General features: G+C 67.6%; 23 protein-coding genes. 12 read left to right on the top strand and 11 right to left on the bottom strand.

Annotated features, from left to right (window positions below):
* Nucleotides 1-383 precede the first annotated feature (383 nt).
* Both QWI33_RS16430 and QWI33_RS16425 read left to right on the top strand, forming a co-directional pair.
* Complete coding sequence (locus tag QWI33_RS16430; RefSeq protein WP_289958224.1) at nt 384-1,187, top strand: hypothetical protein; 804 nt, start codon at nt 384-386, stop codon at nt 1,185-1,187.
* A gap of 225 nt (nt 1,188-1,412) precedes the next feature.
* Nucleotides 1,413-2,399: a hypothetical protein gene (locus QWI33_RS16425; RefSeq protein ID WP_289958223.1), complete on the top strand. Its 987-nt coding sequence runs from the start codon at nt 1,413-1,415 to the stop codon at nt 2,397-2,399.
* 681 nt (nt 2,400-3,080) lie between these two features.
* Here the strand turns inward: QWI33_RS16425 and QWI33_RS16420 are convergent.
* From QWI33_RS16420 to QWI33_RS16370, 11 genes are all read right to left on the bottom strand, one after another.
* Nucleotides 3,081-3,434: a DUF6086 family protein gene (locus QWI33_RS16420; protein ID WP_289958222.1), complete on the bottom strand. Its 354-nt coding sequence runs from the start codon at nt 3,432-3,434 to the stop codon at nt 3,081-3,083.
* Nucleotides 3,434-4,114: a hypothetical protein gene (locus QWI33_RS16415; RefSeq protein WP_289958221.1), complete on the bottom strand. Its 681-nt coding sequence runs from the start codon at nt 4,112-4,114 to the stop codon at nt 3,434-3,436. The genes QWI33_RS16420 and QWI33_RS16415 overlap by 1 nt, the downstream gene beginning before the upstream one ends.
* Nucleotides 4,115-4,123: 9 nt before the next feature.
* A complete protein-coding gene (locus QWI33_RS16410; RefSeq protein WP_289958220.1) occupies nt 4,124-4,825 on the bottom strand; it encodes a WXG100 family type VII secretion target in 702 nt (233 codons plus the stop codon).
* 3 nt (nt 4,826-4,828) lie between these two features.
* Nucleotides 4,829-5,149 carry a type VII secretion target gene (locus QWI33_RS16405; protein ID WP_289958219.1) on the bottom strand — a complete coding sequence of 107 codons (321 nt, stop codon included), beginning with the start codon at nt 5,147-5,149 and terminating at the stop codon, nt 4,829-4,831.
* Between the two features lie 2 nt (nt 5,150-5,151).
* Nucleotides 5,152-5,550, bottom strand: coding sequence for a YbaB/EbfC family nucleoid-associated protein (locus QWI33_RS16400; RefSeq protein ID WP_289958218.1), 399 nt, complete (start codon nt 5,548-5,550; stop codon nt 5,152-5,154).
* 182 nt (nt 5,551-5,732) lie between these two features.
* Nucleotides 5,733-6,809 carry a M23 family metallopeptidase gene (locus QWI33_RS16395; RefSeq protein ID WP_435367590.1) on the bottom strand — a complete coding sequence of 359 codons (1,077 nt, stop codon included), beginning with the start codon at nt 6,807-6,809 and terminating at the stop codon, nt 5,733-5,735.
* Nucleotides 6,810-6,895: 86 nt separating this feature from the next.
* Entirely contained in the window at nt 6,896-7,435 is a 540-nt protein-coding gene (locus QWI33_RS16390) for a hypothetical protein (protein WP_289958216.1), read from the bottom strand.
* 3 nt (nt 7,436-7,438) lie between these two features.
* Complete coding sequence (locus tag QWI33_RS16385; protein WP_289958215.1) at nt 7,439-9,226, bottom strand: hypothetical protein; 1,788 nt, start codon at nt 9,224-9,226, stop codon at nt 7,439-7,441.
* 143 nt (nt 9,227-9,369) lie between these two features.
* Nucleotides 9,370-11,988, bottom strand: a complete 2,619-nt coding sequence (locus QWI33_RS16380) for an ATP-binding protein (RefSeq protein ID WP_289958214.1) — start codon at nt 11,986-11,988, stop codon at nt 9,370-9,372.
* A 524-nt stretch (nt 11,989-12,512) separates the two neighbouring features.
* Complete coding sequence (locus QWI33_RS16375) at nt 12,513-12,902, bottom strand: hypothetical protein (RefSeq protein ID WP_289958213.1); 390 nt, start codon at nt 12,900-12,902, stop codon at nt 12,513-12,515.
* 47 nt (nt 12,903-12,949) lie between these two features.
* Nucleotides 12,950-13,225, bottom strand: a complete 276-nt coding sequence (locus QWI33_RS16370) for a hypothetical protein (RefSeq protein ID WP_270116960.1) — start codon at nt 13,223-13,225, stop codon at nt 12,950-12,952.
* A 388-nt stretch (nt 13,226-13,613) separates the two neighbouring features.
* On the opposite strand from QWI33_RS16370, the gene QWI33_RS16365 reads away from it, so the two are divergent.
* The 10 genes from QWI33_RS16365 to QWI33_RS16320 all read left to right on the top strand — a co-directional run bounded on the left by QWI33_RS16365 (nt 13,614) and on the right by QWI33_RS16320 (nt 21,446).
* The gene (locus QWI33_RS16365) at nt 13,614-14,447 is read left to right on the top strand and encodes a hypothetical protein (RefSeq protein ID WP_289958212.1); all 834 of its coding nucleotides are present in this window, start codon (nt 13,614-13,616) and stop codon (nt 14,445-14,447) included.
* A gap of 134 nt (nt 14,448-14,581) precedes the next feature.
* Entirely contained in the window at nt 14,582-15,343 is a 762-nt protein-coding gene (locus QWI33_RS16360; protein WP_289958211.1) for a hypothetical protein, read from the top strand.
* Complete coding sequence (locus QWI33_RS16355; RefSeq protein ID WP_289958210.1) at nt 15,340-15,645, top strand: hypothetical protein; 306 nt, start codon at nt 15,340-15,342, stop codon at nt 15,643-15,645. The genes QWI33_RS16360 and QWI33_RS16355 overlap by 4 nt, the downstream gene beginning before the upstream one ends.
* 13 nt (nt 15,646-15,658) lie before the next feature.
* A complete protein-coding gene (locus QWI33_RS16350) occupies nt 15,659-16,630 on the top strand; it encodes a hypothetical protein (protein ID WP_289958209.1) in 972 nt (323 codons plus the stop codon).
* On the top strand, nt 16,630-17,988 hold the full coding sequence (locus QWI33_RS16345; protein WP_289958208.1) for a hypothetical protein: 1,359 nt from the start codon (nt 16,630-16,632) through the stop codon (nt 17,986-17,988). Before QWI33_RS16350 ends, QWI33_RS16345 begins: the two co-directional genes overlap by 1 nt.
* An 89-nt stretch (nt 17,989-18,077) precedes the next feature.
* The gene (locus QWI33_RS16340; RefSeq protein ID WP_289958207.1) at nt 18,078-19,676 is read left to right on the top strand and encodes a WXG100 family type VII secretion target; all 1,599 of its coding nucleotides are present in this window, start codon (nt 18,078-18,080) and stop codon (nt 19,674-19,676) included.
* A gap of 39 nt (nt 19,677-19,715) precedes the next feature.
* Nucleotides 19,716-20,054 (top strand): hypothetical protein, encoded by a 339-nt coding sequence (locus QWI33_RS16335; RefSeq protein WP_289958206.1) that lies wholly within the window; start codon nt 19,716-19,718, stop codon nt 20,052-20,054.
* Nucleotides 20,055-20,186: 132 nt separating this feature from the next.
* Nucleotides 20,187-20,588 carry a hypothetical protein gene (locus tag QWI33_RS16330; protein WP_289958205.1) on the top strand — a complete coding sequence of 134 codons (402 nt, stop codon included), beginning with the start codon at nt 20,187-20,189 and terminating at the stop codon, nt 20,586-20,588.
* Nucleotides 20,589-20,590: 2 nt separating this feature from the next.
* Nucleotides 20,591-20,917: a WXG100 family type VII secretion target gene (locus QWI33_RS16325; protein WP_289958204.1), complete on the top strand. Its 327-nt coding sequence runs from the start codon at nt 20,591-20,593 to the stop codon at nt 20,915-20,917.
* A gap of 34 nt (nt 20,918-20,951) precedes the next feature.
* On the top strand, nt 20,952-21,446 hold the full coding sequence (locus QWI33_RS16320) for a WXG100-like domain-containing protein (RefSeq protein WP_289958203.1): 495 nt from the start codon (nt 20,952-20,954) through the stop codon (nt 21,444-21,446).
* Nucleotides 21,447-21,450 lie beyond the last annotated feature (4 nt).

Here is a 21,450-nt window from a genome sequence, read left to right as displayed (position 1 = left end):
TGGACCTTACAGATCATAATGAACCGCATGAAAAAGGACAAAGAACCTGTCACTCGCACCTGATTGCCTCGAAATCTAAGAGGTGATGCTTGGCCAGGTTCGGTGGCTGTCGTCCTCAACGCTCCGCGAGGCGGACCCGTCGGGCGAAGGACGCGGCGGGAGTCGGCGGCTTGTGGTTGAGGTCGGTGGGTCCGGTCCAATAGGGTGTGGTCATGGGTAGGTTGTTCCGGCGTGTCGTTCGCACCGCTCGAGGTCCGCGCCGTGCTAGCCGCGGGTCCACGGTCCGCAGCTCCGACGGCAAGCAGTACCGAGTCGTCGCGGTAGACCAGACCGAGGACACCGAATTCGCCGACCCGCCAAGAAAGTGGGGCCGCGTCGGAGCAATGGCAGCCCTCTGGGCTGTCGCCCTGGGTTTCGGCGCCTGGGCCGCTCCTGGCATCGCAGCGAGCGGGAATCCGGAGAACGTTGACCCGCGGGACGAAGCTGCCACTGACGCGATCGGTGCTGCCTTGCGCTATCTCAGCAACGGCTCTAATGAGGATCCGGAGCGGGCAAACGCAGCACTCTGTGAAGACGCCTCCCCAGAAGTGACAACTTCTGATCTCGATGACATTCGCCAAACTCATGCAGATGACCTAGGAGGAATCACTCGAGTCGACCTCGACGCAGGTGACGCTGTGCCCACTACCGATGGCATTGGGGTCGGGATCACGGTCTTCTACATCTACGACGGCAAGCAGCAGTTCGAGGACTTTGTTGTCACGGTCCAAGAAGACGACGGCACCTTCTGCGTCTCCGACGCTGTTCTGGCGGCGGTGGAAGAGGAGCCAAGCTCAGACGACGCCACGGGTGAGGCTGTCGATCCGCAGGCGCTGGCTACTGACTTCTTGCGCACAATCGTCGTCGAGCGCGAGCCGGCCACGGCAGCTGACTTCCAATGCGGTTCCTACACAGGTGTAACGCCACAAGACCTAGATACTGCAATCACCGAATGGGCTGTGTCCAACGGTGAAACGACCGCCTTCCTAAACGGAGCCGAACCCGCAGAGACCTCAGGGACGTCCATCACGAACATCGAGGTGGAAGTTTCCCTCGAAGGCGACTTGAACAATGAAACGTTTGTCTTTGTCGTTGCAGTGCAAGGTGATTGCGTCGCCTCGCTCGCGGGCGGAGAGGGACTGATCTGACCGCCCCGCAGAGAAGCACCACTTAAGACTTCACGACACACCGAGAGTGACGGTTGACAACCATCCGATGTTCGCTCACCATTTGGTCAGCACGTCTGTGCACCTTCGGTTGATCCGGCTGTGCGAAGATTCGCTGAACATGGCAGAGATGGCACTGCCGCCCGGTGGCCCTAGTCGCCAAACAAGATCCACCGGGCGGCCCCTAAACCAGAGGAGCAAGCTCCCTTGGCAACTACGACCATACTCGATTTCGGGCTGCCCGCAAACAGCCATTCCGGGGCGAATCAGAACCGTCGACCGGGCGTTCCCACCTACCTTGAGCAGGTGGTTTATGTCGTCGCTGGCGACCACGACTCACTCGGCGCGTACCGCTACGACCCCGACTCGTCCGACCCGGCGCTCCCCGAATCGGACCCGCGTTCCCCGCGTTTCGAGCCGCCGCATCTGCGGCATCGGCCCGGCGACACGTGGATTATCGACCGCGAGCGCCCGCATGATCCGCTCGATCACGGCCCATTCGACTCGCCGGACTGGCGTCCTGACAACCGCACTGGCCGACACCGCCGAGGCGAACAACCTGACCCACCCCACACGGCTGAGACGGGCCGACCCCGCTCCGGACACGCGGATCGGCCATCGCCCGGCCCCACCTCCGAAGGGGCCGCGGGGCGTCGCCCTGCACCTTGCCGCAATGGCGACGAACCACCAGAGCCGCCGGAGCGGCCCCGCCGCCGGTTCTGGGAGGACGATCGCGAGGACCGCTACGACTTCGGCAAGCTCCGAGAAGACGCCTGGGCGCGGTTCCTGGTCGGTTCACAAGAGCTGCACCATGCTCACCTGACCGCAACGACCACCTTCGCCGACCGCTGTGTCCAGCTCTGGGTGGGGCTGCTCGCCTTCCTCCGGCGCGCGCTCGGCGTCGACTCGGCCGAGGCCCCGGCACTTTTCGAGAGCCCGACAGTGCCGCTCCGTATCGTGTCCGCGCTTGTCCCGACAGCCTCACGACGGATCCTGGCTGGAACGCCTTTCCAAGGGGCGCACCGAACCAACCCGATCAGCCCGTACCTCGGCAACTGGGAGCGACATTTCGATGAGCGTCAGGCATTCCGCGAGGCGGTGGCACTGGGAGCTTCGAGCACGATGGCAGATTCGACAAGCACGCGACTGAGTCCACCGGTCCTTACCTGGCCGGCCTGCACTTCGCAGCCGTGATCGGAGGGCGACGGCTCTACTACGCTGCATTTCCTTCCCAAGCGCGCTTTCGCATCACGATGGTTCAGGCTTGGGAGCGCCGGACCGGACCGCTCAGCTCGGTGATCAGGCTCGATACCGACAGCCCTGGCCTGCGGGTCTGCGCGCCGCTGGAGGTCGAGTGGGCTGAGGACCACGCAGTGGAGATCGTTGCGGAAGCCGTGTCGGTTTGGAGGTCGAGCTCTCGCGGCGGTGGAGCTGGAGCATTAGGGGTTGGTCGGCGCACCGCGGTGGGGCAGTGCGCCGACCTGTTCATTATGAAGCTTCGAAATCCGTGCGGCCCAACCCGTCGGGCGTTTCGCGCCGCGTGGCGTTCAGAACTGCTGGAGCCGATCGATGCCGAGACGATCCTGTCCAGACCCCGCGCACCTCGTTTTCCTAAGACAGCCGCCTGTTCGGAACCCCGATAGAGGTATAGCTGCCTCTTCCACCCTGAGCCGCCGACCCTCCTCGAACCCCTAGCGAGACTCAAGGTCACCGGCCCCACCAGGCCTTCCCGACCAACGGCGTGGGAGGCGATTATTCGAAGCGAGTCAAGCCCAAAACCGCACTGAACAGCGCCGAAGCTTCCTCGACTGGACACGCCGTTAGCTCGAACCTATAGTTCGTAGCCACAAGAATTCCCCGAGCAATCTCGCTTCGCTATCGTGGCATCGTATTTCTCAGAAGAGCCATCTCGGCACCATACTGGCCTGCAGCGCCTACTACATCCGGACCGATTCCGCCTCGCTCCATCATCACCAGGCTGACCGCTACGAACCCGCGTACAAGTGAGCGGTACACCTCATGTTTCGAAGTGCTCCCGAAGCCGAGTTCGTAAACGAATGCCGGGAACTGCTGAGGATGCAGCTCGTACATATCCGATGCCTCGGCGATGAGCCCGGTTGAGACACCGATGCTCAGACCCATCGCTTCCGTCGTCTCAACGTAGAGGCGACCGACGCTCAGCGAAGGGCTCCAGACCGTTTCATCTCCGACATCAAAAATGTAGCTCACTACGACCATTCCAATCGAATATCAACGTCAGGGTTCTGCGCTTGCAGCTCGGCGATCTTCGCCTCCACTGCTGACTTGAAGGCAGGATCAGCGTTGGGCTCTGTGAATTTGAATCCAATGGGAGCGTCCTCGTACCCCTTCATGTACTGCTGGGCCCGAAGGTAAGCATTGAACTTCTTTTCAATGTGCTTGTCCACCCATTTGCCTGTATCCCCTGCGGAAGTCGCAGATTTCTCCTCCCACAGGACGCCGTCCTTCACCCGGTCGATGTCCGTGATCGTATCGGACGGATCGTTGGGGTTATTGATCGGCGTGTCAACCTCCCCTTCGAGGTTCTCCTCCGTCGCATAGGGACCGCCCTCGGAAGTCGTGTCGGGTTGGCCGTCCCCATCCGAATCCTGCGAGGTGTCGGCATCCGAGTCGGTCGGGCTGCCTTCGGTACTGTCGCTGCGTCCGCTTTGGGCCTCGTCCTCGGCTGCTTTCGCTACGCCTTCGAAGTCTTTGCCGGCATCTTGCCCCTTGTAGGACATGTCTTCTTTGCGCTCGGCATCGGACTTGGGTTTGCCAGTGGCCGGGTCGATGGTGTTGTCGGTGCCCCCAGGGGTGATACCACCGTCTTTGTCCTTCGCCATCAAGAGGCCGATGCCAAGGAGCAGGAGGAGTTTCAGGGTTCTTCTCATGGTTCCGCCTCAGAGCCCCAGGAGTGCTTTGAGGTTCTGGAGGCTCTGGACCAGAGCCATGCCGTACCCGAGGATGATTCCGGCCCACTTCACGACTGCCGCAACGATCTGCGCGGCGATGACAGGAATCGTGACCACGAAGATCGCCTCGATAGCCCACACGATGACATGCGCGACCAGCTCGGCGATCAAGTCCCGCACGAGATCGTGCGAGACCTGTACGAGCCCGCCTGCGCCCTGCGTTGCTGCGGACAGTGCCTCCGCCATGGCGCTGAGCGCGTTGGCTGAGTTCACGTTGTGCACCATCAACGCCTGGTAGGAGTCGGCGGCGTCGCCGCTCCAGCCGGGCATGTCAGAGGCGAGGAACGACTGCAGATCCTCGGCGATCGACTTCAGCTCGCTGGACATGTTGGTCCAGGTCTGGGCGTGCGACATGACCACGTCGGCCTTGCCGGTGAGCTCTTCGAGCATCTCCCGGAGCGGTTCGAAGTACTCCATGGCCCACCCGAGGCCGTTGGCCAGCAATGCGCTGAAGGGGTCGAGCGCCGAGCCGACCACCTCGAGAGCGAATCCGGCGCCGCCGAGGAGGTCGTCCACCCATCCGTCGGATTTGAAGGCGGCGACCATGTCGAAGTAGCCCTCGACCAGACCGGCGCCGTCGTAGGCGTTCCGGTTCGATTCGACCGGGGCGATCAATGAGTTGTCCGACATCGCCTACGCCCCCATCCGGCCTTCGAGCTCACTGAACGCGCCTTGGGACTCGGTATCGCTGGTCTCGTAGTCGTCGGCGCAATCCCGGAGGGACTGGGCGGCGATGGTGAAGTTCTCGGCCAGGTAGGCGGTGATCCTGTCCTGGTCCTGGTGGCGTTCCTCCAGGCACCCGGAGATCCAGCCGCACAGGGTCCCGTACGCTTCGTCGTCCTGTTCGATGTGTGTGCTGGCGTTAATGACCGCGTCGAAGCGGCCCTTCAGCTCTTCGAGGTGGCCCGCGTGCGCGCGCAGTTCCTCCGGGTCGACTGTGAATCCGTTCCCCATGGCTACCAGCGCTCCTCGGGCTCGACCGGCGGCATGAGCTGGTTGCGGACCCGTTCGGCGATGGCGCGGCCGGCAGCCGAATCACCGCCCAGGGTGGTTTCGATGATCTCCTTGGCCTGCTCGGCGACCTGGACCTTCGCTTCCCGGATCGTCTCCATGATCGTCTGCGAGACGTGCTGCAGCTCGACGCGCCTGCTGCGCTCGGTGAGCTGAATGTCGAGGAGGTTGCCGGTGGAATCGACCGTCACGCTGACCATGTGGTTCGGGTCGGACACTGTCACGCGGAGTTCCTGCATCCGATCGCTCATGGCCTGCGTGTCGGCGGCGAGCTGGTCGATCCTGCCCTTCCACGCTCGCAGACGCTCTCGAGACTCCTCGGGATCAGGTATTGCTTCGACCATCGCAACTCCTCTGTACTGCAGCAGCACAAGGGGTTGTGTGCCGCTCACAATCCGAGAGTTTATCGACCTGAGGCAAGTCGGGGGGTACGCGACGAGTTCTCATTTTGAGGAGGGCGAACGCGCCTGTGGGAAGACTGGTGGCACTCGACGTGGGTCGGGCACGGTTGCTTTCGCGTGGGTCGTTATCCGAGAGGGGCGCCCATCTGGTTCATGAAGTCGACGGGGTCCACCGCGCCGGCCGGGCTGCGGTCGGCGTTCAGGTGCGTCTCGAAGTGCAGGTGCGGCCCGCTCGACCGGCCCGAAGAGCCGACATAGCCGAGGATCTGACCGGCCTGGACCACGTCGCCTTCTTTCACCATCGGTGCGGAACCGAAGTGGCAGTAGCGGGTCAGATAATCACCGGCGTGCACGATGTTGACGTACCAGCCGCATCCGGCCACTTCGGGCGAGCCGTCCTGGTTGCAGGAGTACGGCGCCCCGTACAGACTGGCATTGCACTCTGAGGTGATCACGGTTCCCGCAGCTGCGGCGACTACGGTCGCGCCGCGCGGTGCGCCGATGTCGACGCCGTTGTGGGTCGGCCGCTGGGCGGTCCGAAACCCGGAGTTGAGCGGCCCCTCGACAGGGATGATCCAGCCCGAGGCCGAGAGTTCACCCGAGGGCGTGCAGCTGCCGAGCTGCGTGTCCACCGCTGCCACGCGGCCGCCACCGCCGGTCAGGGTGTTGACGATCTCGGTCGCCTTCGGTTCGTGCTTGGCGTACGCGTTGGGGAAGGCGGAGATCTGGACCCGTTGGGCCGCAACGGTGAGCGGGAGCCTTTCCCAGTTGTCGATGGTCAGGAGCTTCTCGTAGAACTTGGTGGAGGCGTAGACGGGGTCCTGGATCTGTTCGGGTGTGCCCCAGCCGGATGAGGGGCGCTGCTGGAACAGGCCGAGGGAGTCGTGGTCGTTCTGGTCGCCGAGGTGGCCGTGGTTGGTCAGGCTCGACTCCTGCATCGCCGTCGCGACGGCGATGATCCAGCCGCGGGCCGGGATTTCGAGGTCCTGCCCGACCGAGATGATGATCGCGGCGTTCTTGATCTCCTCGGAGGTGTACGGGGTGATCGCGGGGAACTCGGCGTTCGGGTCGACCGTCGAGTTCGTACCGCAGCCGGCCAGGCTCACCGTGCCGTCGTCGCCGTTCGACTGGTCGGACAGCAGCTGCATGATAGAGACGACCGCTCCGAGGCAGCACACGCTGACCACGGTCAGGATCCACATCCACGGCCGGAGCTTCTTGGGGATCTTGGGGGCGATGGGGTTCGCGGAGCGTTCCTTCGCGGTGGTCTCGTCGTCGCCGATGGCACTCATGACTGCTCCCAGTCGATCGCCGAGACGAGCCAGCCGGTCCCGGTCAGGTTGTTGGAGCCTTCGGTCATGGTGAGCGTCAGCGTTCCCGTGTCCATCGGGAAGGCGACCTTCAGGCCCTCGGGGACCGGTGGTGCGGTGATCTCTGTGGCGGGCACCGCGCTGGGGTCGACGCCCTGCATCAGTTCGGCCTGCTCGTCGGTGAGGAACGGGATGATGGACTCGTACCAGCCGTCGGCGCTGTAGCCGTTCGGATTGAGCCAGGCCTCGGCGAACTCGACCGAGCGGTCGACCGCTTCCTGCGGCAGCTCCTCTTCGGGGTAGCAGTCGTCGCCTTCGCAGTTCTCCGTCGCAAAGCCGTCGTCTTCAGTGAACGCCTCGGAACTGGCCTCTGCGGTAGAGCCGCCGTTGCTGGAGTTGCCGCCGTCGAGCGGTGTCTGCGCGCGTTGGCTGGCCAGTGCGATGACACCGAGCACGAGGATCAGGATGATGACGACGATCCCGTAGCGGGAGAAGATGATCCGGAGGGCTCGGTTCATCGGTCACTCTTTTCTCGAAGGCCGGTAGACCTCTCCACCACCGGAGCCGCCTCCGCCGGACGCCGCCGTCCCGCTTTGACCGCCCGCGCCGGCCGATTGGTCGGCTCCCGTCTTCTGTTCCGGCAGGGTGTCAGTGCCGCGCGGAGTTCGCACGGTGTCAGGGACCTCTTCGGGCCGCGCGTCGTCACGGCGGCGCGAGACCCGTTCGCGCTCTCGCTCCCGTTCGGCCTCGCGCTCGGATTCGGTGGTCCGCCTGCCGAGAAGGGAGTCGGCCACGCCTCCGCCGGCGACGAGCCCTGCGATGCGCCTGCCTGGTCGTAGCAGCAGCCAGGCAGCGACACCCAAGAGTCCAATGAGGACGACCTGGAGCCAGACGGGCATCGTGGTGCCCAGGATTCGGCTCGAAGCCCAGATGTAGATCACCGCGGCGAGCGAGAAGATGGCAACGTTGATGATCGCGCCGAGGACCGTATTGACGAGGCGTTTGAACGGGCCGCCCGCTGGGCGCAGGAGCGCGATCGTGCCGATGATCGGAAGGGCGACGATCGCAAAACGCACGATCATGAAGCCCAGGATGATCAGGATCGAGGCCGTGAGGTCGAAGAGTGAGAAGAAGATCGCGGTTAGTAGGGCAAGGAAGCCAGTGCCTGTCCGCTCCCAAGCGCGCTGGCCGCTGATGTTCGCGTACGCCTCAGGGTCCTCGGTCTGGATCTGGGCGACCAGGTTCCGCCAGGCCTCCTGTTTCTCCTCGATGAGGTCATTGCGGTAGGTGGGTGACTCTTCCGCATCTTCGTTCTCCTGCCAGGAAAAGGCCTGGGCGGCGAAGAGAGCAGGACCGTATTTGTAAGCGGTGTTGGAATCCGTGACGACCGGGTTGCCGTCGCCGTCCTCGACGACCTCGCCGTCACGTTCCTGGAAGGTGACTTCTTCGCTCTGGCCGAGCATGGTCCGCAGCCAGTTCTGGTAGAGCACCTGGCCGGAGACCGTGTCGGAGGCGACCACGGCGGCAGAGCGGGTGTCGATGCAGAAGTCCTCGCCGTTGAGCTCTTTGAGCTCGTCGTAGCGGTCCTGGGTCATGCCGTCTTCGCGGATGCAGCCCTCGACCTTGTCATCGTTGATGAGAACGGTGCTCAGGTTCATTCCGATGGTCAAAGCTTGGTCGGTGTACTCGGCGGCCTTGACCGGCCAGCGGACCACGGCGGTGACGAGCACGAGGATGAGCACAGCCCAGGCCACGGTCGTGACCGCGTTGTTCATGTCGGCTTGCTTTGAGCGCCAAAGCAGATAGAGGCCGATGAGGCCCACGGTGACCGCGCCGAAGACGGTGAAGATCTGGCGGTACAGGACCTCGGTGCCCTGCTCCATGAAGTCGTTGGACCAGCCCCACATGTTGTCGGGCTCCCACGCGGCCTGGCGCATCGAGTTCGCTGCGCCGACCGTGGCCAGGGACAGGTTGAACTCCATGTTCGCCAAGGCGTTCGCGGTGTCGGCGCCGTTGGGGATCGAGACCGCGTCCACACAGCCCCCGCCGATCGCCATTTCCTGCGACCCGTACATCGGGAGTTGGTAGCCGGCGTAGCCATAGGCGCTGTAGGTGCCGATGCCTTCGCTCTTGTCGAGTCTGCTCGGCTCGGCGAACCAGCCCGCCATGCCGGAGTCGGGCGAGGCGGGCTGGGGGGCGGCCTCGCACTGGAGTTCCTGTCCCGCAGGCAGTTCATCGAGGCAACCCGACCATTCGGTGTGCCACTCGTAGTCCGTGCACCCCTCCGCATCGCCTTGCGCCCCAGCCATGCCCGGCGTGAATACCAAGGCCCCGGCTGCCGCTGTCAAGGCGAGCAGTACCCGGCCCAGGCGACCGACCGTGCGTTTGGCGAGGCCAGGTCGTCGGTGTGAGGGAGTAGGAGGAGCAAGGTCGTGATCGGTGGAGGGGTCGGTCACTTCGCCTCCCCAGGCGTGGTGTTCAGGTACTCAAGCAGGTTGCGGACCCAGCTGAAGTCGGCGCGGATGCGCTGCACGCGTCCGTCGACGTCGCGCATCACGAACTCGCGGTAGGGGAGCTTCTGCGTCTCCGCCGCGTCCACTTCGGACAGTGAGGCGAGGACGCTCTCGTAGCCGACGCCCGTGGGCACGCGGAGCAGCTTCAGGGCCTCCTCGGCCACCTCGCGGTCCTCGGCGATGCGGCCGACGAAGACCGTGGAGACCAGGTTCTGCACGTCGAGCCCGAGGATGTCCTTCGGGTTCTGGCTCGCGACCAGCGCCGCGAGGTTCCACTTGCGGGAGTCGCGGGCCAGGCGCACCAGGAACGAGCGGCCGGACTTCCAGCCCTCCATGAAGTGCGCCTCGTCGAGGCCGACGAGCTTGCGGCGGTGCATGTCCCCGCCGTAGGCGCGGCGCACGGCCAAGCGGTGGGCGGTGTGGAGCATCGGCAGGGCCAGGGCCTCTTCGGCGCTCCAGTACTCGCGCTCGATCCCGAGGTCGGGGAGGCGCAGGCCGGACATGGTGATCACCGTGAGCGCGGTGTCGTCCTCCAGCACGCCCTTGTCGGGGCTGCCGAAGAACAGCTTCGCGAGCGGCATCTCGGCGGTGTCGAGCAGGAGCGCGGCGAGTTCGGCGCCGTCGCCGGTGACGTGGTCCTCGGCGTCCTGGAGCGACTCGACGATGTCCTCGATGGTCGAGTCCTCCTCGGCCGGCACATGCCGGGCCGCGTGGCGCAGGAGCCGCGCCGTGGAGGCCTCGCGCTGGATCTGCGGCGGCAGGAGCATTGCGCAGATGTCCTGCACGAGCATGCGCCTTTCGCTGCGCGCGTTGGAGACCGCGATGTCGTACTCGCGTTGGCCGTCCGGGGAGTCCTCGTAGTGCTCCCGCTTCGGGGAGGGGATGAGCGCGTACGGCGCGAGCGTCCCGTACTCCGAGCCGGTCAGGTTGAGGACCCGTGAGAACGGCTTGAGCTCGGGCATCTCGCACAGCCGCGCGAGCGGGCCCGAAGGGTCCAGGAGGGTGACCTGGACGCCGCGGCGGGCCGCGAGGTAGCCGATCGCGCCCATGAGCGTGGACTTGCCGCCGCCGGGTTCGGCGACGAAGACCGAGAGGCCGGACTTCTCGCGCACTTCGGTGGCGAAGTGCATGTCGAGGAAGACCGGGCGGCGGCAGGTGCCGGCGGTGCGGCCGATGAGGTCGCCCCGCTGGTCGCCCACGGTGGAGGCCGCCTGCGGCAGGGCCGCGGCGAAGAGCTTGACGGGCATGCGGCGCACGTAGCCGGTCTGCGCGACCGGTTCGCCCGGGATGAACTCGCGGGCCAGCCAGTCCTGGTTCTTGGGGTGCTGGAGGCTGATGCGCATGTCCCGCTGGTACATCTGCATCAGCGTGCGGGCGCGTTCCAGGCACTCCTCTTTCGTGTCGGCGGTGACGGCGATGCGGTGCCAGCCGTGGGCGCGGGCGGCGTCGATCGGCAGGCCGGTGGTCATCTCGTCGCCCACGCCGAGGGCGCGTTCGGCGAGGCGCTGGAGTTCCGGCGGGGCGTCCATCGCGTGCTCGTCGTAGTCGCGCTGCTGGCTTCTGATGAGGCGCAGGCGGTGGTCGAGGTCGCGGAACGCCTCGCCGGGGCCGAGGATGTCGATGCGGCTGGAGATCTCGACGGGCCACGGGCAGCGCTCGTGGAAGTGCAGCCACGGCTCGTGGCGCTGGGGGATCTCCAGCTCTTCCATGCGCCCGACGGTGAGGACCGCGGTGTGCTTCTCCTCGCCGGTGAGGCGGTTGACGAGTTTGACGGTGGAGCCGTAAGGGCTGCGGTAGCGCTCGATGGACTCGGTGAGGGCCAGGACGTCGCCGGACTCCCACTCGCCGTTGGAGCCCGAGAGCAGGCGCGGCGGCGACATGCCGAGGGCGACGGAGCGGTAGACGAGCCATTCGAGCTCGGCGGTGGTGGCGCGGCGGGCGCGCACGCCGAAGGAGCCGAGGACCTCGTCGAACTGGAGGCTGCGCTTCTCGATCTTCTCGCGCTCGGAGAGCCTGGTGCCGCGGCCGAACATGCGGCCGACCTTCTCGCCCAGCTGGTCGAGGGCGCCGCGGCGGCTGAAGGTGATGCCGAGGAAGGTCTCGCCCTCGGCGTGGGAGAGCTGCTGGAGGTGGCGCTGGGCGGCCACGAGGTGGTCGGCCCAGCTGGTGCCGCCCGGGACGGTGCGCAGCGGGCGGGCGGTGTTGTGGTCGACGGTGCGGGCCCACTGGTCGGCAGGGAACGGCCGGGTGGTGCGGCGCAGGTGGACGCGGAGGCCCGCGAGGCCGGCGAACTGCTCGGCGATGGCGACGATGAGCGCCTCGCGCTCGAGGTCGGGCCGGAAGGACCAGCGCACGCCGGGCAGCTTGTACCAGGCGGTGACCGAGGCGGGCGTGAACGTGGCGTGCCCGGCGATCTCGGTGAGGCTCAGTTCGCGGAGCGGCTGCTTCTCCTTGTCGCGGGGCAGCGGCTTGACGCGGGTCGGCTTGAGGTCGGTGGTCTGCAGCTGGGCGGCCTCGGCGCGGGCCTGCTTGACCGGGACGAGGTCCTGGCCCGGCACCCGTTGTGCACCCTTTTGTTCAGCTGCTGTACGACCTGTGGAAACATTCCCGCGCCGCTGGTCAACAGCCTGTGGATAACTCTGCCCTTGCTGTGGATAACTTCCGTTGTGCTGTGGATAACCCTGTGGATTTCCGCTGGTGGGAGCCTGTGGGTACCGCTGTTGATAGCCCTGTGGATAACTCCCCGGATTCTGTGGATAACCCTGGGGATAAGCCTGTGGACGACTCCCGGCGGGAGGGGTCATCGGTGCAGGTGGTGAAGCGTGTCGGACGGAGTCCGAAGGGGAGGCCGGACGTCCCGGGTCCGTCGGGGAGGGCTGGGCGGCCGGGCTCGGCTGCGTGGGGGCCGGGGCGGGCGGGCTCGCCGTGCGGTGCGCGGTGACCGGCTCTGCCCTGAAGACGGCGTCGGCCAGCGCGGTGGCGTCGTCGCCGAGGTCGCCGGACTGCCGCTCCCGGTCCCGCACGGGTGCGGGGGGCCGGGGGGCGGAGAACTTGGCGACGGGCTGTCGGCGATCCTCGCCGCTCATAGACGCTCCTCAGTTCGGACGGGCTCCACGAGTGTGGGCCGCAAGCGGATCGAACGGGTCGTGAACGCCGGTATCCGCTTCTCGTCGCCGGCGTCGCGCGTGTGCTTCCAGTCGGTGAGCAGCGTGCGGACGACGGTGGACGCGGGGCGGTCGGAGTCGACGTAGCGGAAGATCAGCGAGGTGGCGACGAGGGCGAGGGAGATCTCGATGGCGGGGAAGAGGTCCACGTCGCCGGTGAAGGACCAGCGGAGCAGCATGAAGAGGGCCAGGATGGCGGCGAAGGCACCGTACTGCCCGTAGGGGAGGTGGACGGGGAGGGTGTAGCCGGGAGGGCCGAGGTACAGCAGCCGGGCACGGTAGATGTCATCGTCGGTGCGCAAGCGCATGGCGTCCTCCGTCCGGCCTTACTTCAGGGGCGATGTGGGGGGCTTCGCTAGTCCTCGGAGCTGAAGAGGACGTCGACCAGGCCGCTGCCGACGGCGACCAGGACCACGGCTCCGGCGATGAACGCGATGCCGATGATCGCGATCGTGGAGGAGGTGAGCACGCGGCTGACCTCGCCCTTGTTGGAGCGCGCGATGAAGATGAGTCCCAGGATGGCCAAGAGGATCGGGGCGATCTTCGACAGGAAGAACCCGATGATCCCCTGCGTGTTGATCTCGGCGCCGGCCTGGGCGTGCGCGGCCACCGTCCAGAGTGTCTCACTCATCATCGTCAGTCCCATCCTTCCGTCACAGGAGTCACTGTTGTCTCACGTAACGCAATTTTCACTCATGTTTCTTGTCTCCCAACCCAATGCCGGGTCTTGCCCTCATCATATGCCGCGGTGCTGACAGAACGCACCTTCGTCGGGCCGAAGAGCGACTGCAAGCGCTGCCAGGAGACAGTGAATCTGATTCAGCCGCGGAAGGCAATCCGATGGGCGCGATCACTCCGTGTCGGCAATCCGACACTAAACTCGGGGAGGACGGTGTCCTACGCTCGGAGACGCCCCGGCACCGCACAATAGAGCCCGAGTACCCGACGCCGCCCGCCACAACCGAATCCAGCCCACACCGCCGGCCACCAGGCCGAGCACCGACCTCGCGGAGACCACCTTGGACAACATCGACGACATCGCCGGGAGGCTGACCGCCGCCGCGATCGCCTTCGCCGTCGCCGGTCTCGCCGTCGCCGCCCTCTCGGCCGCCGCCCTCGGCGGCGTCCGCGCCTCCGAGAAGTGGCCCTCCGCCCCCGTCCCGCGCCTCGGCCGCCCCGCCGTCATGACCGGCGCGCTCGTCGGCCTCATCATGTTCGCCCTCGCCGCGGGACTGTTCTCCTTGGCGCAGTTCGGCACCGGGCTCAACGCGAACCTGCGGGTGCTCATCGCGGTCGGCGTCGACCTCGCCGCCCTCGCCCTCGGATTGTGGTTGGTGAGCTACGTTGCGGGGAACGTCGAGATGCGCACGCTCATCAACGTGCCCGACCAGCCGCTGAACCCGCCGCCGATCCCGGTGTCGGGCGACCCGACCCGCTACCAGATGCCGGACTACACGGAGACCCCCATGGAACCCGAGCCGCAGGACTACCCGCACCCCGCACCCGAACCGCGCCACCCGCAGCAGTACCAGCAGACGTACTCGGAACCGCGGTCGCCGTACGCCCCCGACACCGCCGCGACCGGCAGCCTCCCCGCCGCCCGCTCCAAGGTCCCGACCATCCCCACCGACACCAGGCCCGGCTGGGTCTTCCAGGACCGCGGCACCGGCGCGTACTACGCCGCCGTCGCCCAGAGCCGCGGCGGCATCAGCCTCCTCGCCCTCGACGACTTCACCGTCGCCCGCACCGCCTCCCTCGTCGGCCCCCTCGAACTCGTCGGATCCGTCGAAGCCACCGTGTGGCCCTTGGAGAACGGCGAGAACGGCAGGACCGAGGCCGAAGCCGACCGCTGAGGCGACCGCTTGGAATAGTGCCCACCGTGGCGGTGAGCTGCCCGAACGGTCGCCCTACCGCTCGTGCAGCGGTGCGCTCCACACGCGTTTGTTCGGTATTGTCATGGTGACGTCCACCGAAGTGAGCCGCCGCTGTGACCGATCCCGGCCAGACTTTCACCGACATCGATGAATATGTGACGCTGCGCCTCGACGACGACAAGATCATCGTCGCGGTGACGGCCGCCGGATTCCGCCAGCCCACCAGCACCATCGCGCGACTCGTCACTGAACTCGCCGCCCGGCTCCCCCGCCCCGGCGCCGAAGCCGACGCCGCCGTCGCCGACGGCGTCAAAGCGATCGGCGCGCTCCAGCAGGCCGCCGCCACCGGCGGCTACGAGGCCTTCGCCGCCGTCATGCGCGGACGCCTCGGCATCGACGGGCTCACCAGCCCCATCGGGCCCGCCACCACCCTCAGCCGCGACCCCGAGCACGACCGCGCCCTCGCCGGGCACCTCGACGGCGTCCTCAAGACCATGCGCGCCGCCCAGACCGCCCGCACCGGCCCCACCGCCCAACGCGACCACCTCGACGTCAGACTCCACAGCGACGAAGGCGACCTTGCCGTCACCACCAGCGCCGCCCTGGCCGTCGCCGCCGTCTGGATCGCCCCCGCCGCCCGCCAGCGGGGCCTCGACGGCCTCGGCCGCGCCCTCACCGACCTCATCGCCCGCGCCCGCGACGAACTGCGCCGCACCGCAGAAGAGCGCGCCCGCGGCGAGCTCCCCGCCGACCTCGCCCGCAAGGCCGAGCAGGCCCCCGCCGCCGCCGACCGCGCCACCCGCGCCGCCGGCGACATGGCCGAGCGCATCCAGCGGCTCAGCGACAGCATCCAGCGAAAGGCAGGACCCCGATGACCCGCGTCTTCGACAGCGAATTCGTCCGGCGGCTCGGCGCCGACATCGAGGCCAACGTCGTCCCGATCCTGGAGAGCACCGACGAGTACCTCCAGGTCATGAGCGAGATCGATCGCGGCCTCTACACCACCGTCACCCTCCCCATGGCCGCCGCCTACTCCATCGCCACCTCCACCGTCACCGAGTCCATGGCCGGAGCCGCCGCATGCTTCCGCGAAGTCAACGCCGCACTTGACGCGTGCGCGCAGGATATGGACGACACCGACGAAGCCTGCGCCACCGCGTTCGGCGCGAACGGATAGGAGCGGGCGGACCATGTCTACGGGGCAGAGCATCATGGAGGCCGGGGAGGCGATGGCCGGCGAGTACAACGCCGTCATCAAAGGCTGCGCCATCGGCATCGCCGCGCCCGCCATCGCCTTCGGGCTCTCCACGCAGGCGCTCGCCACCGTCGTCTACCTCAACCAGTGCAACCCCGGCGACATCATGAAAGGCGCCGGGGCCTGGATCTCCCTGGCGGAGAAGAACCTCGAAGCGGTCGAAGCACTCCAGGCCGAGGTCGACAAGGTCGACGACGAGCACTGGTCGGGCGCCGACGCCGACGCCTTCAAAGCCGCCGCCGGGGACGTCAAAGCCCAGCTCACCGAGCTCGCCGTCAACGCCTACCTCGTCGGCGCGCAACTGCTCGCGTTCGCGGTGATGCTCACCGTCTTCTGGATGTTCCTCACCGCCGCCACCGCCATCATGGCCGTCTACTTCGGCGCCTACATCGCCGCGCTCTCCGGCGTGGTGAGCGCCGTCGGCGCCCCCGCAATCCTGACCAGCGCGAACGTCACCGCCGCCGCACTGCTGGCCACCGCCAAGAGCTTCGAGGCCACCCTCATCGCCATCTCGACCGGGTGCGCGGCGATCACCGGAGCGATGTCGATCTTCACGTTCGCGTTCCAGAAGTCCCAGGGCAACCCGGTCTCGCCGCTCGACATCGCCGGCGCCGGCCTGGCCAACATCGTCGAGGGCCTGCTCGTCTACGGGCTCAACGCGGCCACGATGACCTCGGGCGGACGGCACGCGACCGGTGCGCTGGCCAGCGGCTGGGCGCTCGCGGGGCACCTCACGCAGGCGGCGTCCACGGCGTTCCCGGCGTACAAGGGCGAGGACGAGGGCTGGAAGGCCGGGTTCGACGGCGGCGGGCCGCTGCTCGGCGTCCCCGACTCCGCGCTCAACTGGCTGTGGGAGGACAACGCGCCCGAGTCGATGAAGAACCCCGAAGACCTGGACTGGTCCTGATGCGCACCGGGAGCCCTTCGTTCCGGGCGCCGCGGCCGGGCTGGGAGATCACGCGCATCGGCGAACCGCCGAGTGCGCCCGGCGGGGGCGTACTGGACCTGCGGGTCGGCCACTGCGGCGGCGCGACCGACAAGACGCCGGCGCAAGCCGCGGTGAACGTCTCGGAGCGCCGCAAGACGGGCGACCCGATCGCCGTCTGGAGCGACCTGCGGTCGAGCCTGGTACCGGTGGTGCTCGTCGACGGGACGCCGGCCGCGACCGGGTGGGGCCGCGTCGAACTGCCGCTCGCCGCGGGCCGGCACCTGATCGAGGTGCAGAGCCAGCACTCCCGCACGTGGCGGGCGTTCGACATCGCGGCCGGGAAGACCACGAAGCTCGACTACATCGGGATGCTCGGCGAAGCGCACCGGGCGTACGGCGAGGAGGAGCTCCGCTGGAACCTGAGGGGCCTGCACGGGCACACCGTGGGGCCGCGCGGGCGCTTGAACTACTTCCAGTACCTGCCCGCGAACGCCAAGGAGCGCAGGAGCTTCCTGGCGTTCATGCTTTCGCTCCTCGTCGCGGCCACCCTCGCGGGCACGCTCGCCTACGCCGGGCTGCCGATCAACGTCGTCATGTCCGTCTCCAGCGCGATCTGGCTGGGCGCCTTGGCGGTGTGGGGGTGCAGGGTCCTGTGGACGCACCGGCGCTACAACCGGCTCGCACCCGAAGCGCCGCTGGACACGCGCCCGTTCACCCGCGGTGCGGCCGCGCCGCTCGTGCTCGACGCCGACGGGGACCTGCCCGGACTTGGGCCCGGGGCCGCGGCCGTGCTGCTCGACGCGCGGTTCCTGAAGGCCGACCTCGCCTCCGACGAGCTGGCGCTGCAGCTGCCCGAGGGCCAGGACCGCATCGACGGGAAGCAGGCCAAGGCGTTCAACGCCGTCGGCGAGGTCGTCCCGATCCGGCACCGGTACGCCGTGCCGCCACCGGAAGTCCTGCTCGACGGGGTCGCCTTGGGGGCGTTCTGGACCCGCATGTGGCTGGAGGTGCCGCCCGGCGCGCACCGGCTCGAGGTGCGCACGCCTGCCGCGCCGCTCCCGATCGAAGGGCGGACGCACCTGCCGCACACCGCCGCCGCCCAGATCGACCTCGACGCGGGCGAGGTGGCGCGGATCGACCTCGCGGTCACGGTGACCGCGGTGCCCGACCCGCTGCGTCCCGTGCTGCACCTGTGGCACTGCCGCATCGACCGGCTCGGCCCCGCGGCGGCGCACGAGGCGCCCGCCGCGCCGAAGGCCGACCTCCGCGGCGGGCTGCGCCGCGCGGTCACCGGCCGGTACTGGGAGACTAGGCACGACAATCCCCCCGAGCGGTGATGGCGGCCGTTCGGGAGGTTCCCATCGATGGCGCCCGGTTGCTACCGTGAACCCATCCGGTCACCCCTGAAGGCGCGAGGTGCGTATCGATGAGCGACAACTCGAGCGGGTCCTACCCTGGGCTCGACGCCGCCGCCCCGGCCCTGGGTGCGCCCGCGTTCGGCAGTGCCGCACCGCCCGCCGCGCCCCCTCCGCCCGCGGCGCCGCCGCCTTCCTCTGACGAGGCGGTCCCGCCGGTGGCCGAGGAGAGCCTGCCCGCAGGGCGCACGGCCTGCTCCAACCCCAACTGCGGCAACCCGACCGAGCACCCCGCCGAACTCGACTGGCAGCAGCTCGTCTCCGCCGTACCGGTCGAGGGCCAGCTGTACCGCCTGCGCCCCAAGGAAGCCGGGATGGCGTTCCCGACCGAGGCCGACTTCCGGGCCGCCGTCGCCGCCGTGCGGCCCGAGCGCGCCGACGCGCACTCGCTCCAGCGCCTGCGCGGCGCCTGGACCGAGCAGGTGTCCGGGAGGCTCGCGGACTGGTCCGAGCAGATCAAGTCCAACCTGAACGACCTCGCCGAAGGCTGGTCGGGCACCGACTTCGAGGCGTTCGAGAGCGCGTGCGCGCAGACGCGCGAGCTCGTCGAGGACCTCGTCGACGACATCGACGCCACCGTCGCCGGCCTCGAGTCCACTGAGGAGGCGCTCTACTCGATCCAGGGCGGCGCCTCGGGCGAGATCCCTTACCCCGCACCGCAGTTCTGGATCGACGGCGACTGGCACAGCTGGGTGTCCGTGCATGTGCGGCCCGCGTGGTGGCACGGCGACTGCATCGAGTACACCTGCCAGGACGCCGAGCACGTGCTCGCCCTCGGCGGGGCCGAACCCGAGCTCGCCACCGAGATCATCGACTACATCGACGAGCGCATCCTCCATTACATCGACTACTACGCCAGCCCGGTCAACATCGAGCGCGACGGCCTCGACCCCTCGAAGGGGCTCACCGTGGTGGAGGCCAAGGAGCTCGCCGTCGCCGATGCGATGGAGCACTACGGGACCCTCGTCGACCAGAGCTGGGGCGCGTACGACGCCCGCCAAGCAGAGTCCAATGAGGACATCCAGCAGCGGAGCACCGACACCGACGCCGAGGACCGCTCCGTGCGGACCGTGCACAGCGACAAGGAGTACCCGGCGTCCGCCGACCCCGCGTACATGCACCTCGAGCCCCCGCCGATGGAGCAGCCCACCGGTTCCGCGCAGCCCATGGCCAGCGAGGACCCCTCTCTCGACCCGCCCGTCGGCGATACTCTCGCCGGCCCCGTGGAGCCCGACGAGCCCGCTGAGGACGATGGCGAGGAGACGAGCGGCGGCCTGGCGAGCGGCGGTCCGGGTACCGCCACCGGGGGCGGCTTCGGTGGAGGCGGCGGTTTCGGCGCGGGCGCCGGAGGCGGCACCGTACCCGCCAGTGCCGCTTCAGGTTCCGTTCCGATGGGCGGCGCCCTCGGCGGTGCGGCCCTCGGCGCCGCAGCGGGCGGCGCGGCCGCAGCATCGGGCTCGCGCGGCTCCACGGCCATGATGAGCGGCGGGGGAGCCGGCGCCGGGCACGGCGCGAACATGGACGACAAGGACCGCGAACCCGACGTCGACCTGGTCGAGGACGAGAACATGTGGGGCTTCGTCAACGAGGACGACGACCCCTACGCGTAACGCCCCGCGTCCACGACACCTTCGGAAGGGAACCCTGACATGCCAACGCGCGCTTTCGATCCGGCCGCACTCGAGCGGTACCGGGAGTTCCTCGCCGAACGCCTCGAAGAGCTCGAGAACGAGATCATCCCGTCCCTCAGCGAGGGCGACCTGAAGAAGGCCCCGGCCTTCGGCACCGCCCCCGGCGCGGCCGAGAACGCCGCCGTCCAGTACGCCGACTTCCACGCCACCACCTGGCGCAACCTCCAGTACCTTCGCGGCACCCTCCACGGCCTCATCGCCGGCCTCCAGGCGGCCATCGACACCGGCGGCGCCGTCGACCAGCAGGTGGCCACCGACATCGCCCGGCTCGCCGAAGGCGACGACCTCTACGCGTGAGCCGTGCGCGGGGTGGTTCCAGAGTGGTAACTGTGGTTCCTGTTGCGGCACAAGATATCGCCGGACCCGCAGATTTGCGCCGCCGATATATGATGAGTGATCCTCAGATGGCACAAAGCGACTGGAGATCACATGTTCGGAGAGGACGCGATCGCTCAGCAACTGGCGGATGCTCGGGCGACCTTGAGCACGGTGGTCAAGTCTCCTGAGGCCAACCAGGTCGAACCGGTGGTCGTGGAGGGCGTCGAGGGCCTTCTCAGACTCACCCTCGGTGTCGAAGGCCGCGTGGACAAGTTCGAGTTCGATTCCCGCGTCATGCGCATCGGCTCCGAAACCCTCTTCAATGAGATCAAACGCATGGTCAACGCCGCCTTGGACGAACGCGCCGAGGCCATGGGCACCGACGAGCCCGTGCCGGACCTCGAGGCCATCAACGAGTCCGTGGCCGAAATCCAGGACCGGTCGCTGCGCCAGTTCCAGGCCATGAGCGCCTCGATCAGCGAGGTCATGAACAAGCTCCATGGAGGCAAGTAGCCATGCCGAGCTTCGACATCGACCCCGATTCCATGCGCCAGGCCGCCGACCAGCTCGACGCCGCCAAAGAAGAAGTGCAGGGCCTCCTCGACCAGTTCACCGGTGCGCTGGAGCAGTTCGCCGACGCCTTCGGCGGCGACGAGATCGGCATGCTCGTGGGCCTCGCCCACCAGGCCTGCGCCGACGCCCTCAGCGAATGCTTCGGGACCAACATCGAAGAGCTCGCCGACTACGCGCAATGCGTTCGCGAGATGGCCGACAACCACCAGGCCACGGACGACGAGACCGCGCAGATCTTCAACGAACTCCTCGGCGAGCTCGGCACCTGACCCTGACCCCGGCCTCCGAGGAGGTACCACCCCCATGGGACTGCAACTCCCCTCAGAACTCACCGGCCTGCTGAGCATGCTCGGCTACGACTTCCCCGAATCCGACGAGGAGTCGATCTTCAACCTCGCCGGCGAGTGGACCGGTATGGCCGACCAGATCTCGGGGAGGGTCGAGACGCTGAACGCCGCCGCATCGACGCTCCTCGAGAACAACATCGGCAAGGAGATCGACGCGTTCAAGAGCGAGTGGGACGATGCCGAGTCGGCGGTGCGGAACATCGCCGACGCCGCCGACCCGACCAACCTCATCAACATCGGCCTGACGATCGCGGCCGGAGTTGTTCTCGCCCTGAAGGTCCAGGTGATCGTCCAGTTGGTGATGCTCGCCTTCCAGATAGCCCAAGCCATCGCCACCGCGGCGGTCACCTTCGGTGCGTCCCTTGTGCAGATCCCGATCTTCAAGACCATTACCGGCATCATCGTCGACCAGCTCATCGGCATGGCCATTGACATGGTGCTCAATGGCTAGGCCG

Source organism: Glycomyces tritici (assembly GCF_030403505.1).
The sequence above is the reverse complement of the archived record's forward strand: the minus strand, read 5'-3'. Positions and strand labels throughout refer to the sequence as shown.

Excerpts from the sequence above, each read along its gene's own strand:
- QWI33_RS16405 (WP_289958219.1), bottom strand. The coding sequence starts at position 5,149 with ATGGGGAACGGATTCACAGTCGACCCGGAGGAACTGCGCGCGCACGCG.
- QWI33_RS16385 (WP_289958215.1), bottom strand. The coding sequence starts at position 9,226 with ATGGCTGGGGCGCAAGGCGATGCGGAGGGGTGCACGGACTACGAGTGG.
- QWI33_RS16390 (WP_289958216.1), bottom strand. The coding sequence starts at position 7,435 with ATGAACCGAGCCCTCCGGATCATCTTCTCCCGCTACGGGATCGTCGTC.
- QWI33_RS16340 (WP_289958207.1), top strand. The coding sequence starts at position 18,078 with ATGAGCGACAACTCGAGCGGGTCCTACCCTGGGCTCGACGCCGCCGCC.
- QWI33_RS16330 (WP_289958205.1), top strand. The coding sequence starts at position 20,187 with ATGTTCGGAGAGGACGCGATCGCTCAGCAACTGGCGGATGCTCGGGCG.
- QWI33_RS16430 (WP_289958224.1), top strand. The coding sequence starts at position 384 with ATGGCAGCCCTCTGGGCTGTCGCCCTGGGTTTCGGCGCCTGGGCCGCT.
- QWI33_RS16400 (WP_289958218.1), bottom strand. The coding sequence starts at position 5,550 with ATGGTCGAAGCAATACCTGATCCCGAGGAGTCTCGAGAGCGTCTGCGA.
- QWI33_RS16410 (WP_289958220.1), bottom strand. The coding sequence starts at position 4,825 with ATGTCGGACAACTCATTGATCGCCCCGGTCGAATCGAACCGGAACGCC.
- QWI33_RS16350 (WP_289958209.1), top strand. The coding sequence starts at position 15,659 with ATGTCTACGGGGCAGAGCATCATGGAGGCCGGGGAGGCGATGGCCGGC.
- QWI33_RS16395 (WP_435367590.1), bottom strand. The coding sequence starts at position 6,809 with ATGTGGATCCTGACCGTGGTCAGCGTGTGCTGCCTCGGAGCGGTCGTC.
- QWI33_RS16370 (WP_270116960.1), bottom strand. The coding sequence starts at position 13,225 with ATGAGTGAGACACTCTGGACGGTGGCCGCGCACGCCCAGGCCGGCGCC.
- QWI33_RS16375 (WP_289958213.1), bottom strand. The coding sequence starts at position 12,902 with ATGCGCTTGCGCACCGACGATGACATCTACCGTGCCCGGCTGCTGTAC.
- QWI33_RS16325 (WP_289958204.1), top strand. The coding sequence starts at position 20,591 with ATGCCGAGCTTCGACATCGACCCCGATTCCATGCGCCAGGCCGCCGAC.
- QWI33_RS16415 (WP_289958221.1), bottom strand. The coding sequence starts at position 4,114 with ATGAGAAGAACCCTGAAACTCCTCCTGCTCCTTGGCATCGGCCTCTTG.
- QWI33_RS16345 (WP_289958208.1), top strand. The coding sequence starts at position 16,630 with ATGCGCACCGGGAGCCCTTCGTTCCGGGCGCCGCGGCCGGGCTGGGAG.
- QWI33_RS16355 (WP_289958210.1), top strand. The coding sequence starts at position 15,340 with ATGACCCGCGTCTTCGACAGCGAATTCGTCCGGCGGCTCGGCGCCGAC.
- QWI33_RS16320 (WP_289958203.1), top strand. The coding sequence starts at position 20,952 with ATGGGACTGCAACTCCCCTCAGAACTCACCGGCCTGCTGAGCATGCTC.
- QWI33_RS16335 (WP_289958206.1), top strand. The coding sequence starts at position 19,716 with ATGCCAACGCGCGCTTTCGATCCGGCCGCACTCGAGCGGTACCGGGAG.